Source organism: Pseudomonas bijieensis (assembly GCF_013347965.1).
GTDB classification, from domain to species: Bacteria; Pseudomonadota; Gammaproteobacteria; order Pseudomonadales; family Pseudomonadaceae; genus Aquipseudomonas; species Aquipseudomonas bijieensis.
The window spans coordinates 1,963,774-1,976,666 of the sequence record NZ_CP048810.1; the positions used below are offsets into that span (position 1 = coordinate 1,963,774).

Consider the following 12,893-nt stretch of genomic DNA (forward strand, 5'->3'; position numbering starts at 1 on the left):
GGCGAGCGGTCCGGCGGCTGTCTTCAGCCGGCCAAGGTCGCGTTATCGATCACGAAGCGATACTGGACGTCGCCCTTGAGCATGCGCTCGTAGGACTCGTTGATCTGGTCGGCGCGCACCAACTCAATGTCGGCGACGATGCCGTGTTGCGCGCAAAAATCGAGCATCTCCTGGGTCTCGGGGATGCCGCCGATCATCGACCCCGCGAGGGTGCGTCGCTTCATGATCAGGTTGAAGACATTCGGCGAAGGATGCGCAGTGGCCGGGGCGCCCACCAGGGTCATCGTGCCGTCACGCTTGAGCAACACCAGCAACGCGTCGAGATCGTGAGGAGCCGCCACGGTGTTCAGGATGAGATCGAAGCTCTTGGTGTGCGCGGCCATTTCTTCGACATTGCGCGACATGACAACTTCGTCAGCCCCCAACTGTTTGGCCGCCTCGCGCTTGGACTCGGAAGTGGTGAACGCCACGACATAAGCGCCCATCGCATGAGCAATCTTGATGCCCATGTGACCTAGCCCACCGATGCCGACCACACCGATCTTCTTGCCCGGCCCTGCGTTCCAATGGCGCAGCGGCGAATAGGTGGTGATGCCGGCGCAGAGCAGTGGCGCAACGGCGGCCAGTTGCTCTTCGGGGTGACGAATGCGCAACACATAGCGCTCATGCACCACGATATTTTGCGAATAGCCCCCCAGCGTCCAGCCGGGCTCATCCGGGGTCGGAAAATTGTAGGTCCCGATCATCCCGTCACAGTAGTTTTCCAGGCCGCTGTCGCAGTCGTCGCAGTGCTTGCAACTGTCGACGATGCAGCCGACGCCGACCAGGTCGCCGGTCTTGAAGCCGGACACGTGGGCACCGACCGCTGCTACCCGGCCGACGATCTCGTGGCCCGGCACGCAAGGGAATTGGGTACCCGCCCACTCGGCACGCACCTGGTGCAGGTCCGAATGGCAGATGCCACAGAACGCGATATCGATCTGGATGTCGTGCGCGCCCGGCGTGCGACGAGTGATCTGCAGGGGTTCAAGGGGCTTGTCGCCCGCGTGGGCGCCATAGGCTTGTACACGCATCATAAGACTCCATGCTGGATTGAGTGAGGTTCCATCTTCAGGGCCCAGCCTGGCCAACCAGTAGTGCATTACGCTGAGATGCTTGCCTGATCCTATGAGTTCTTCCTTCGCGCGTAGGCAGCGCTTCGTTTGGCAGGTTAATGTTCTGCCTATAGCGCTTGAACCGAGATGACACCCGGACCCGACATGGCCACCCAACGCAGATCCGTACAAGAGACACTGGCGGCCATCATTGGCGCTCGGACCCCACACCCGGGCGACGTTGAAACGCCCATCGCCGGCCTCGCCTTCTTTCGACGGGAAGCGCCGGCCGCACCGGTCATTTGCATGATCGAACCGAGCATCGTGCTGGTGGCCCAGGGCGTGAAGCAGGTATGGATCGGTGGCGAGGCCTATGGCTACGACCCCGGACGATTCCTCATGACCTCCCTGGACATCCCGGCCAATTCCGAAGTGCTGCAGGCAAGCGCGGAACAGCCTTGCCTGGGTCTGGTCCTGAGACTCGACCTGCGCATGGTGGCCGATCTGATCGCCCAGGGCGGCCTGTCGCCGCCCCGTGATCGAGCGGTGGGGATCGGCGCAGGGATCGGCACCGCGACGCCTGACCTGCTGGCGCCGTTCGCGCGCCTGCTGGCGTTGCTGGATGAACCCGAAGCGATTCCCATACTGGCACCGTTGATCCAGCGTGAGATTCACTACCGACTGTTGCTCAGCGACCAGGCGGCCCGGCTGCGGCAGATTTCCTCGGTCGATAGCCAGGGTTACCGGATCGCCAAGGCTATCGACTGGTTGAAATTGAACTACACCGAGCCCGTGCGCGTAGACGACCTCGCGGCGCGGGTGCAAATGAGCACGCCGACGTTTCACCACCACTTCCGTCAGCTCACGGCGATGAGCCCGCTGCAATACCAGAAGTGGCTGCGGTTGAACGAAGCCAAGCGCCTGATGCTCAACGAGCATGTGGACGTGGCGAGTGCAGCCTACAAAGTGGGCTATGAAAGCCCTTCCCAGTTCAGCCGCGAATACGCCCGTTTGTTTGGCCTGTCGCCCAAACGGGACATCGCCGCGTTGCGCGAGCCAGCCAAGGCTGTTTGATTCATCAGTGGGAGCAAAGCTTGCTCGCGATGCAGGCACCTTGGCCTTCGGGAGACCGCGTCGGCTTCATCGCGGGCAAGCCTTGCTCCCACAGAGCTGTGCCTTCTGCGCCAACGCCACACACTTCAACGCCAGGATCATCGTCGGGTCAACAAGCGCCACCGTGTGCCCATTGATATCGAACGCCTCGCAATGCGCCAGTACCAGCGGCAACTCTGTACACCCCAGGATCAATACCCCCGCCCCCAACTCGCACAGGTGCTCAGCCGCCAGCAACAATTGCTCCCTGCAGAGCCCTTGCGTGAAGCCAGCCTTGATACCCCTCGGCCCGTAGATAACGTCCATCACCATCGCCTGGTAATCGACACCTGGCGTAAGGAGCTGGAGCCCGGCGTGGCGCGCCGCCTGATGATAGACCTGGCTCTGCACCGTACCGGAAGTCGCCAGCAGGCCAATCGCCTTGCCCGAACCGTACTTGTGCACAATCCACTCCACCGTCTCACTCAACATGTTCACGATGGGCACCCTCAGGTGCGCCTGGATACGCTCGACGAAGGCGTGGGCGGTGTTGCAAGGAATCGCGATGGCATTGGCACCGGCGCTTTCAAGGCGCTTGCAGGTGGCGTACATCGCCATTGTCGGATCGGTTTCATCCCGTAGCAGGTTCGCCGTCCGGTCCGGTATCTGCGGGTTTTGCTCGACCACCATCTTGATGTGATCCTGGTCCTTTCCCGCTGGTGTATTGGCCACTACCTTGGCCATGAAATCTACCGTAGCGGCAGGACCGACACCGCCGACGATGCCCAATTTGAACGGCGGGCGCCTGGGCTGCTGCTGATCCAGCGTCGCGAAATCGGCGTAGATCTCGTTGATGTCCAGCACGGTTATCCCGCGGCGCTGCAAGTCGGCACAGACCAGGGAAAGCTCGGTCATGCCGGGCAGGATCAACGTCGCCCCCTGGGCCTGCAACGAGAGGCATGCCTGGTAGACCGCTTCAAGCGGCATGCCTTCGAGATGGCCGTCCTTGATGCCGTTGACGCCGTACATCGCCTCCATCAATCCTGCTTGAGCTTCTGGGTCGGGATAAACAATCTGGAAGTGCTGCCCAAAATGTTGTTCGAACAATCCGCAGTGGCGCACGAAGTCGGAGGCAATCACCCCCAACGTCGTCCGGGGCAGCACCGTTTGGCTGACGTACCGGGTCAAGGCGGCCATCATGTCCAGCACGGGAATGCCCAATTCCTCCTCGATTTCAGCGCGAAAGGTATGGCTGGCGAAGCATGGGAGCATCACCGCATCGAAGCCACTTTCCTCGAACGACTTGCACACCTGGAACACATAAAACTTGCGCGACGTCATGCTCGCCCCCTGGTCCAGTGGCAGCAGCACATCCTTGAACGGGTGCTGCTCGAACAGGAAGTGATAGCGGCCCTGGTCCTCGAGCACCGCCCGGGACTTGATCAACTTGTAGAACAGATCGCCTCCGGCCAGTGAGCCAAGCCCACCGACGATGCCCAATTTGCGCACAACAGAAGCCTTGTGGCTCGACTTCACTTTAGCCTTCATGACCCTCTCCTCAAGCCACCGGCACCGGCTCGGATCGCGACCGAACGGGGGAATGTGCCCCCTCGTCCTCGGCGGCTTCTTCGTGTGGTTCGGACTTGGCGACAACCGCCGTCGCAATGCTGTTCCCCACCACGTTGGTGGCCGTGCGGGCCATGTCGAGGAACTGGTCGATACCGATGATCAACAGCAGCCCCGCCTCGGGAAGATTGAACATCGGCAACGTGGCCGCGACCACGACCACCGAGGCCCGCGCGACACCGGCCATGCCCTTGCTAGTGATCATCAACGTCAGAAGAATCAGAATCTGCTGCGTGAAACTCAAATCAATGTTGTAGGCCTGGGCGATGAACAGGATGGCGAACGCCTGGTACATCATGGAGCCGTCGAGGTTGAACGAGTAACCCAGGGGCAACACGAAGCTGGACACCCGTTTTGGCGCACCGAACTTCTCCAGCGCCTCAATGGTTTTCGGGTAGGCGGACTCGCTGCTGGCGGTGGAAAAGGCCAGGAGAATCGGTTCGCGAATAAGCTTGCCGAGCTGGAAAACAGAGCGACCGAGAAACAGGTAGCCGGCGCCGAACAGCAGCGCCCAGAGGATCAGGATCCCCAGGTAGAACTCGGCAATCAGCTTGCCGTAATCCACCAGCAAGCCAAGCCCCTGGGTGGTAATGGCCGAGGCGATAGCGGCAAAAACCCCAATCGGCGCGAAGGCCATGACGTAGTCGGTGATCTTGAACATCACCTTTGCCAGTTCTTCGATGGAATCGGTGATCCGCGTGTAACCCGCCCGTTTCACGCCCGCCAGCGCAAAGCCGAAAAACAATGAAAACACCACGATCTGCAGGATCTCGTTGTTGGCCATCGCTTCGGCAATGCTGCGCGGAAACACGTGGCCGATGAACGCCTTGAGACTGAAATCGCCGGTATTGACCGGCACAGCCGCCGTTGCGTGCTGGGCCACGTCCATATTCAGCCCGGCACCGGGTTGAAACAGGTTGACCAAGCCCATTCCGATCAGCAGCGATACCACCGAAGCGGTAACGAACCAGGCCATCGCCCGAGCACCAATCCTGCCTACGGAACGGGAGTTACCCATGCTGGCGATACCACCGACCAGCGTCGCAAAGACCAGCGGCGCGATGATCATCTTGATCATGCGCAGGAAAATATCAGTGACCATCGAGAAGTAACCGGCGATCTCTTTGGCACTTTGCTCGCTCCCTGCGAAATGGTGACACGCCCAACCCACCAGCACGCCCAGGGCGATACCCATTGCAATTCGACGTGGGAGCTTATTCTTCTTCACGGTGCTGTCCTCAAGTAGTTATTGGAGTTTTTTACTTGGCAGGGATCAAGTGGATGTACCGATACTCTTGGCGGCATGGGTACTACGGTAATGATTCTAAGGAGCGGATCCGGGGAGATGATGAGTAATCCTGCTAGCTCCATGCGCTTTTGGAATAGTTAACGAAAAGCCGCGCTGGGCCGGGGAGTTGCGACATAAAATGGCGCTCTCACAGCGGGGATCCTGATATGCAACTCAAGTGGCTGGACGATCTACTGGCGATCGCCGAATGGAAAAACTTCTCCCGCGCCGCCGAAGTCCGCTGCGTGACGCAATCGGCCTTGTCGCGCCGAATCCAGTGCCTCGAGGAATGGGTGGGGGTCAAGTTGGTGGACCGGGGCACTTATCCCGTCCAGCTCACTGCCGCAGGCATCACCTTCTGCGACGAAAGCAGAGAAGCCCTCGCCGGCTTACTGAGATTGCGCTCGATGCTGCGTGACGTAGAACGGATGCCGGGACGCTCCATCCAGATCACCGCAGGTCACAGTCTCTCGATGACCTTTCTGCCGAAATGGCTCTCGCAGTTCCAGCAAAACACCGAGCAGTTCAACGCTCGAGTGGTCGCCGCCAATATTCATGACGCCGTTATCGCGCTGGAGGAAGGCAGTTGCGATTTGATGATGGTCTACCACCATCCGCTGGCACCGATCCTGCTGGACGCCGAGCGCTTCGGCAGCCTGACCCTCGGCCACGACGCGTTCATCCCCCTATGTGCACCCAACCCTAAAGGCGAACCGCTGTTCCCCTTGCCGGGCCGCTCCGGCAAACCCGTCCCTTACCTGGCCTACACGGCCACGACATTCCTGGGCCGCGTGGCCGATATCGTCATCAAGAACGGCCCGGCACCGACTGCGCTGGAGCGTTGCTATGAAGCCGACATGGCGATGCTGCTGATGCGCATGGCCATCGAGGGCTACGGCGTGGCCTGGCTGCCGCAAAGCGCGGTGGCCGATGAGTTGGAGCGTGGGTTGCTGGTTCGGGCTGGCAGCGAGGAATGGAGCACGCGGCTGGAGATTCGCTCGTATTGTGCGATTGCCAATCGGAATCCGACGATGCGCAAGCTGTGGAAGACGTTGGAGGGGGCTTCGTTGCATCGCTCGGGCAGCGTACCCGCTGCGCCAGAAGGTACGAACTGATCTTTGAAGGCTATGCGTACAAACCGATCCAGCCGTGGATACCCACGTAGAGACCGACGCCGATGATCAACACGCTGGACAAATAAGGTGCCCGACGCGCCACAGTGCTCAGCCAAGGCCAGCGATTGGAAGCCTGCCTTGCACCCATGGCCGCCGCAGCCCCCACGGTCACCAGGGTAATCGCCAGGCCGATGCTGAAGCACAGGACAAGCAGGCCGCCCAGCGCGACCTCTTTGACCTGCAGGCACAACAGCAGGACGGTAATGGCCGCAGGACAAGGAATCAGCCCGCCCGTCAGGCCGAACAGGATGATCTGGCCCGTGGAGACCTCCCGATTGGTGAAGCGCTTGCGGATGTCGTCGGCATGCGCCTGTTCGTGGGCATCCTGATAGCCCTCCAGCGACAGGCCTTTGGATTCGGGATGCTCGTGGTCGTGTTTGTGGTGATGATCGTGATGATGGTGGTGGTCATGACCTTGCGCGAATCTGAACATCTGCTCGCCACGCCAGGTACGCCACAGCATCCACAGCGCGATGGCAATGATCAGCGCGGAAGACGCCAGTTGGAAATAAGGCTCGGTGGTTTCGGCGTCCAACCCCTGGCCCAGATACATGCCACCCACGGCGACGAGCCACACCACGGCGGTGTGGGAAAGGGTCGCCGCCAAACCCAGCAACACCGCTTGTTTGACCGATCCCCGAATCGCCACGATAAACGCCGCCATCATGGTTTTTGAATGGCCCGGTTCAAGGCCATGCAAGGCGCCCAGCAAGATAGCGCTGGGGAAATACAGCCAGGCGTGAGCGCCACCCTGTTGCAGCAATTCAGCAAAATTGGGCATGTCTGGCCTAGAGGTACTTGGTGATTTGTTTGAAGGCTTCCAGCGGCGCGCGCTCACCCTTGTCCAGCGCCGAAACGGTGTCTTCCAGGCAGTGATCGATATGATCCTGGATCAACGTGCGCTTGGCCTGGCACACCGCTTTCTCCACCGCATGCAACTGCTGGGCGATATCCACGCACTCACGCCCTTCTTCAATCATGGCGATGATGCTGCGCAAATGGCCGTCCGCGCGCTTGAGACGCTTGATGATCGCCACATGGCTTTGGTGGGGATGTTCGTGGTCGTGCTCACTCATGACTTGAGCCCTGGATTTCGGTGAATCAACACCGCCATCCTATCCCCCCAGAGGGGATACAAGCAAACCCATCGAAACGCTGATTAACCTGTGGGAGCGAGCCTGCTCGCGATGACCGCAGCACATCCGACATTTTCATCAAATGACCCACCGCTATCGCGAGCAGGCTCACTCCCACAGAGGATTGAGGGTGTACGCAACATTTGTGTACCCACCAAACCCTGTGGGAGCGGGCTTGCTCGCGAAGGCGTCGGCACGGCCAGCATCCTGCAAACTGACACACCGCTTTCGCGAGCAAGCCCGCTCCCACAAATCGCTGCCTGCAAGGGATGGTGAGTCAGGCAGGAGACCTTATGAGATCACCCACTTCCCTTACGACGCCAAAACCTGTGCCTGCAATCGCCGCCCGATCACATCCAGCAAATCACACCCGTCGCGCAGGGGGATCGCTAGCACTTGGGCGAAATCATGGAGTACCACCGCGTCCGTACTGTGTCGATCAGGAGCGCGTGGAAATTATTTTCGATACCGGTGATGGGCATGTAGCGAGACATGAGGGGTTACTCCTGCGGGGATGGAAAGTCAGTGGCGGATTGAAGGACCGCTGATGGAGGGGCCGAATCCGGATTCGGAGCTCGAGGATTGAGCAGGAGGTTGGAATTGATAGATTGGGTGAGGCTGGACGAGAGCCGCTTTTGATTGACTGCGGTACTCGGAGGATTAGGTGTGATCTTCTTCATTGGCAAACTTCCTGAGTTATAGAACGATCTGCCGACATCACTTCCACATGATGGGTGGCAGCTGCACGCGGGTGTGGAAGACCAGCACTCAGGATACCGGCGCGCCCTAGGACGCCCCGCGTACAGCCGCCATAATTTAACAGCAGACATAAGAAAAGCGCCTGCTTTAAATTTTGCGGCGCTACGCGCCTGAGAAGATAAGGGCTTCCACACCCTGTCGCTGAATTTGCAGCGACGGAGAGAACTTAGCGCACGGGTGATTGGGTGGATAGTCAGCGGGGAACGACACAGCGTGAGGGAAACTTCCGATGGGAATGTCCGGCGATGGATTCAGAACTTGTTTAATCCTCAACAACAGCACCAACAACTATCCGCTTACCCACTTGCGCCCCTACCTCCAACGCCTGCCCATCCCGCTGCTTGCCCCGCCGCGCCAAACCCACCAGTCGAGGAATCAATTCTCCCTCCGGCAAGTGCTGCCAGAATCGCCCCGGCATGTGCTGACGCAACGCCAGGGGATTGAGCCGCGCCGGGTTGAAGATGTGCTTGTAATAAGTTCGCCACAGCTCAGCGCCAGGATCTTCGGCGTGACGTGCCCAGTGCTGCCATTGCTCGGGACAACGTCGCTGGTAATCCAGCGACTGTCCATCAAAACGGATGCCGTCGCGCGGCGTTGCGATCAGCCAGCGTTGCTGTCCCAACCGCTCGGCAAAATGGCCACTGGCGCTTTCGAGGATGTCATGGGCCGGCTGGTGAAAGGCGACCAGGTCCAGCTGCAATCGCTCGGCCAATGCTCGCGGCAGAGGAATGAAGCGCACGAAGGCATGCAGGTGATGAGCCTCGCGTTGGACCTGCTTGATCCGCCGCTGCAACTCACTGCCGAGTCGGTCGCCCGCAAGCATGGCCGTGCGGTCGCCATGGGCAACCCGCCAAAGCACTTCGTACAGCAGGTTCCAACGCTGTTCGCCCTGGTAACGGCCAGCCTGTTCGAGCAGGGTCAGCAAGGCCGCGGGGACCCGTGTACGAAACGGACCCGGCCCTTGAGGCAGCGGCGTCGGCATGGCCAACAGGTCGGCCATCGGACCTTGGGCCCAGGTGACATCGCTCGGGTCGATGCCGTGGCCAAGCAGCGTTCGAGCCTGATCGCGCCAGGTGGAGAAATCATCCTCACAATCCAGGGCAATCATCACCAAAGCCCCATTTGCACCGGACGTTGGGGATCACGCAACCGCGCCCGCAGCAGGCCACTGCGCACCTGATCGTCGGCCGGCCGGTAATCGCTGGTGACAATAAACGGTCGCGCCTTCTCCAGCACGCACCGCAACTGCACCAGGTCGTCATAACGCACCCGCCGCTCTCGGCGCAGTGCAACCAGACGTTGCACGCTACGCAGGCCGATACCCGGAATACGCGCCAGCAATGCGGGTTCGGCGCGATTGACGTCCAGCGGGAATACCTCACGATTGGCCAACGCCCACGCCAGCTTGGGGTCGATGTCCAAGTCCAGGTTGTGGGTTTCGCTCAACAGCTCGCCTGCCTTGTAGCCGTATCCACGCATGAGAAAATCGGCCTGATAGAGCCGGTGCTCGCGCAGCAACGGCGGTGCCGCCAGGGGCACGCTGGCGGGGCTGTCGGGAATCGGGCTGAACGCTGAATAGTAAACCCGTCGCAAACCGTACCCCAGGTAGAGCGACTCGGCGTTGCTCAGGATGGCGTGATCATCAGTTGCATCGGCCCCCACAATCACCTGCGTGCTCTGCCCGGCCGGGGCGAAGCGAGGCGCCCGCGGCTCACCGGCCACCGCCTGTTGCCCCTGGTGGATGGTGCCCATGGCCTGGCGGATGGTCGACAACTGCTTTTCCGGTGCCAGACGCTTGAGGCTGATGTCGGAGGACAACTCGATATTCACACTCAAGCGATCAGCCAACCGCCCCGCCTCCTCGATCAACAGCGGATCGGCATCGGGAATGGTCTTGAGGTGAATATAGCCACGAAACTGGTGCTCCTCGCGCAACAACCGCGCCACCCGTATCAACTGCTCCATGGTGTAATCGGCCGAGCGAATGATGCCGGAACTCAAAAACAGCCCACTGATGCAGTTGCGACGATAGAAATCCAAAGTCAGCCGCACCACCTCCTCCGGCGTAAAACGCGCCCTTGGCACATTGCTGGAACGACGGTTGACGCAATACTGGCAGTCGTACAGGCAAAAGTTGGTCAGCAGCACCTTCAGCAACGAGACGCAACGCCCATCCGGCGTATAGCTATGGCAAATGCCCATGCCATCGGTGGCCCCCAGCCCCTCACGGCCTCGGGAGCTACGCTTGGGCGCACCGCTGCTGGCGCAGGAGGCGTCATACTTGGCAGCGTCGGCAAGAATGCCGAGCTTGGCGATAAGCTGCATGAAGTGATCTCGAGTACTGGATATAAACACAGTATTTTGAGACGCGCCGCGATGCAAGCGCCATTGGTCAAATTCAATGCCTTATATGAGTCGCCAGGCCACGACGTAGGCCATGCCAACGGGATGGGCTATAATCGGCCAATCAACGCGATTGAGGTCCAGCCCCATGGGCAATGTCAGCCTTGAAACCAAAAAGGCCTATGCCGCCAGGACGCGCAGATCCAACTACGCGGCCAGCCTTCGCCTGGAAGGCTTCAAAGTGACCTTCGCGGACGGCGAACGCAAAATGCCAACCCGTGAGGAGGTCTTGAAGGCCTTCACCCAGACCCGAACCTGATGCCTGACAAATATGGGGTCGGCGAGGACGCTTATTGCTATCCCGGCTCCACGGTCCTTCACAACAAACTCGACATCCATGACGAAGCGACCCTAAGCGAAGCCGAACAACAACTCTCGGCCATCGCAGCGGACAACGTCGAATTCAGCCCTCCCCCCTACAGCCTGGCTTACCTTCAAAACATTCATCGAATTCTCTTTTCTGACCTGTTCGAATGGGCCGGAGAGCTGCGCACCGTCGGCATGTCCAAACAAGCCACCCGTTTTTGCCAACCCGAATACATGGAGAAAGAAGCCAGCAAGATCTTCACGGCCATGGCCGCGGCAAACTGGTTCGAGGGCATGGAACGGGCTGAGCTGATAGCTGCTGTGGCAGAGGCCTATTCCGACATCAACGTCGTATACCCCTTCCGCGAAGGCAATGGCCGTGCGCAACGCATCCTGTTTGAACACCTCATCATGAATGCCGGGTTTGAAATCAGCTGGTGGGGGATTGAGAAAGACGAGTGGATTTTTGCCAACATTGCGGCTTACAACTGCGTCATGGAACCTATGGAACAGGTTTTTGAGAAGTGCATCGGGCAGATGATTCAACCTTGACCCCATGACGGCACGCTCAGCGCCTTACGGTTTATTTCGCCAAGTGATACAGTCGCCGTCAATTAACGTCTGCTAAAGCCGCTGAAAATGTACAGGACGAAATCATTCCCATCTAACAAGGAAGGTCGAGACTTTGTGGTGGGCGACATTCATGGGCATTTCAAACTTCTAACAACGGCCTTATACAAACTAGACTTTAACACCGAACTGGATCGTATTTTTTCCGTGGGAGACCTCATCGACCGAGGCCCTGACTCCATAGACGTATTGAGTTGGCTTGAGAAGCCGTGGTTCCACGCCGTGCGCGGTAATCATGAGCAGATGCTTATTGACTGTCTCTCCGGCCATGGGGACATACCTCGACATATCCGAAACGGTGGAGCCTGGCTCTACGACTTACAACCACCCATCCAACACGAACTTTTGAAAGCCTTGCAAGCACTCCCATTGATCATTGAAATCAATTTATCAAGCGATCAAACAATTGGAATAGTCCATGCCGAAGCCCCTGTCATCAGGAGTGACGATGGCTGGCAGGAAGCCAAAGACGCTATCACTGGAAGTTTTGGAGAGCAACATCAGCGGCAAGCCTTGAAAACTGCACTGTATTCAAGAGAGAAAATCGAGCAACAAGATCACACTTCCATTAAAGGAATAGACCGACTCTATGTAGGGCACTCTTCAGTACCCGGTGTTATACGCTTGGGCAATGTTGTCTATATCGACACCGGCTGCTCATTTTCTGATGGTGCGTTAAGCTTGGTAGAAATTCAAACCGAAACCATTATTAGTTTAAGCATGAGCCAGTGACGTAAGGACCAGTTTGTTATTTTGCCTCCCGACGCGAGATCAGTCGCGTTCACTCCATCCCATACCTGATAAACTGTGCCCCCTCCGCAATTTGCATCCCTGATCTCCCATGCCTCTACAAAAAACTCCACCTCAGCCCATCTCTCGACGTTTCTCCGTCGCGCCGATGATGGATTGGACGGATTAACCGCTGCGCCTCCCGCTTTGCTTGTTTACAAGCGCTTTTTAAGTCTCTCTTGTAGCAAATATTCAGCAAACCGATTTGGCTTCCTTAACCGTTGCGCCGTAGGGCGAGAATCACACCGCTATGTGGGGTGGGTTCTGCTTGGTGTTTAGAGGTAATAAAGTCGGTTTTTTTGTGCTCAGCGCTACCTGATTTCTCTCATCACGACGCAACCATTGATACGGAAATTGGTACTAGAATGCATGCACCCTAGAGCCCCATGTCGGCTGCAACGACCCGGGGCTTTTTCGTAGCTGGAGCCCCCTTCTCCCTCACTCGGTAGCCTTTCGGTCGATGCTGTCGAAACCAGTTGACCATGGCATCCATGGCAGTGGCGATCAAAAATGGGAGCAGTACGCAGGATAATGTCCGAACAAAAATACGGAGAACCATGTCATGGCAATGCGCACATACGACTACTTTGCTTGC

General features: G+C 58.7%; 12 protein-coding genes. 5 read left to right on the forward strand and 7 right to left on the reverse strand.

Annotated features, from left to right (window positions below; genetic code table 11):
- Positions 1-23: 23 nt before the first annotated feature.
- Positions 24-1,073 carry an NAD(P)-dependent alcohol dehydrogenase gene (locus GN234_RS08370; RefSeq protein ID WP_176688262.1) on the reverse strand — a complete coding sequence of 350 codons (1,050 nt, stop codon included), beginning with the start codon at positions 1,071-1,073 and terminating at the stop codon, positions 24-26.
- Between the two features lie 186 nt (positions 1,074-1,259).
- On the opposite strand from GN234_RS08370, the gene GN234_RS08375 reads away from it, so the two are divergent.
- Positions 1,260-2,168, forward strand: a complete 909-nt coding sequence (locus GN234_RS08375) for an AraC family transcriptional regulator (protein WP_176688263.1) — start codon at positions 1,260-1,262, stop codon at positions 2,166-2,168.
- Positions 2,169-2,234: 66 nt separating this feature from the next.
- Here GN234_RS08375 and cuyB read toward each other — a convergent pair whose 3' ends face one another.
- Entirely contained in the window at positions 2,235-3,734 is a 1,500-nt protein-coding gene (gene cuyB, locus GN234_RS08380; RefSeq protein WP_176688264.1) for a cysteate racemase, read from the reverse strand.
- A 10-nt stretch (positions 3,735-3,744) separates the two neighbouring features.
- On the reverse strand, positions 3,745-5,040 hold the full coding sequence (locus GN234_RS08385) for a dicarboxylate/amino acid:cation symporter (protein WP_176688265.1): 1,296 nt from the start codon (positions 5,038-5,040) through the stop codon (positions 3,745-3,747).
- A 227-nt stretch (positions 5,041-5,267) separates the two neighbouring features.
- Here GN234_RS08385 and GN234_RS08390 point away from each other — a divergent pair, with 227 nt between their 5' ends.
- The gene (locus GN234_RS08390; RefSeq protein ID WP_109751610.1) at positions 5,268-6,215 is read left to right on the forward strand and encodes a LysR substrate-binding domain-containing protein; all 948 of its coding nucleotides are present in this window, start codon (positions 5,268-5,270) and stop codon (positions 6,213-6,215) included.
- A gap of 10 nt (positions 6,216-6,225) precedes the next feature.
- Here GN234_RS08390 and GN234_RS08395 read toward each other — a convergent pair whose 3' ends face one another.
- From GN234_RS08395 to GN234_RS08410, 4 genes are all read right to left on the reverse strand, one after another.
- The gene (locus GN234_RS08395) at positions 6,226-7,056 is read right to left on the reverse strand and encodes a nickel/cobalt efflux protein RcnA (RefSeq protein ID WP_109751609.1); all 831 of its coding nucleotides are present in this window, start codon (positions 7,054-7,056) and stop codon (positions 6,226-6,228) included.
- A gap of 7 nt (positions 7,057-7,063) precedes the next feature.
- Positions 7,064-7,351, reverse strand: a complete 288-nt coding sequence (locus tag GN234_RS08400) for a metal-sensing transcriptional repressor (protein WP_109751608.1) — start codon at positions 7,349-7,351, stop codon at positions 7,064-7,066.
- A 1,081-nt stretch (positions 7,352-8,432) separates the two neighbouring features.
- The gene (locus GN234_RS08405; RefSeq protein WP_176688266.1) at positions 8,433-9,278 is read right to left on the reverse strand and encodes a TIGR03915 family putative DNA repair protein; all 846 of its coding nucleotides are present in this window, start codon (positions 9,276-9,278) and stop codon (positions 8,433-8,435) included.
- On the reverse strand, positions 9,278-10,495 hold the full coding sequence (locus tag GN234_RS08410) for a putative DNA modification/repair radical SAM protein (RefSeq protein WP_116831880.1): 1,218 nt from the start codon (positions 10,493-10,495) through the stop codon (positions 9,278-9,280). The genes GN234_RS08405 and GN234_RS08410 overlap by 1 nt, the downstream gene beginning before the upstream one ends.
- Positions 10,496-10,661: 166 nt before the next feature.
- Here GN234_RS08410 and GN234_RS08415 point away from each other — a divergent pair, with 166 nt between their 5' ends.
- The 3 genes from GN234_RS08415 (at position 10,662) to GN234_RS08425 (ending at position 12,241) form a co-directional block, all read left to right on the forward strand.
- A complete protein-coding gene (locus tag GN234_RS08415) occupies positions 10,662-10,832 on the forward strand; it encodes a YhfG family protein (RefSeq protein WP_109751605.1) in 171 nt (56 codons plus the stop codon).
- Positions 10,832-11,431, forward strand: coding sequence for a putative adenosine monophosphate-protein transferase Fic (locus GN234_RS08420; protein ID WP_176688267.1), 600 nt, complete (start codon positions 10,832-10,834; stop codon positions 11,429-11,431). Before GN234_RS08415 ends, GN234_RS08420 begins: the two co-directional genes overlap by 1 nt.
- 138 nt (positions 11,432-11,569) lie before the next feature.
- Positions 11,570-12,241, forward strand: a complete 672-nt coding sequence (locus GN234_RS08425; RefSeq protein ID WP_233459537.1) for a metallophosphoesterase — start codon at positions 11,570-11,572, stop codon at positions 12,239-12,241.
- Positions 12,242-12,893 lie beyond the last annotated feature (652 nt).

What these genes read in the sequence shown, in the direction of transcription:
- GN234_RS08370 (WP_176688262.1), bottom strand. Translation starts at nt 1,073, where the DNA reads ATGCGTGTACAAGCCTATGGCGCCCACGCGGGCGACAAGCCCCTTGAA.
- GN234_RS08375 (WP_176688263.1), top strand. Translation starts at nt 1,260, where the DNA reads ATGGCCACCCAACGCAGATCCGTACAAGAGACACTGGCGGCCATCATT.
- cuyB (WP_176688264.1), bottom strand. Translation starts at nt 3,734, where the DNA reads ATGAAGGCTAAAGTGAAGTCGAGCCACAAGGCTTCTGTTGTGCGCAAA.
- GN234_RS08390 (WP_109751610.1), top strand. Translation starts at nt 5,268, where the DNA reads ATGCAACTCAAGTGGCTGGACGATCTACTGGCGATCGCCGAATGGAAA.
- GN234_RS08395 (WP_109751609.1), bottom strand. Translation starts at nt 7,056, where the DNA reads ATGCCCAATTTTGCTGAATTGCTGCAACAGGGTGGCGCTCACGCCTGG.
- GN234_RS08400 (WP_109751608.1), bottom strand. Translation starts at nt 7,351, where the DNA reads ATGAGTGAGCACGACCACGAACATCCCCACCAAAGCCATGTGGCGATC.
- GN234_RS08405 (WP_176688266.1), bottom strand. Translation starts at nt 9,278, where the DNA reads ATGATTGCCCTGGATTGTGAGGATGATTTCTCCACCTGGCGCGATCAG.
- GN234_RS08410 (WP_116831880.1), bottom strand. Translation starts at nt 10,495, where the DNA reads ATGCAGCTTATCGCCAAGCTCGGCATTCTTGCCGACGCTGCCAAGTAT.
- GN234_RS08415 (WP_109751605.1), top strand. Translation starts at nt 10,662, where the DNA reads ATGGGCAATGTCAGCCTTGAAACCAAAAAGGCCTATGCCGCCAGGACG.
- GN234_RS08420 (WP_176688267.1), top strand. Translation starts at nt 10,832, where the DNA reads ATGCCTGACAAATATGGGGTCGGCGAGGACGCTTATTGCTATCCCGGC.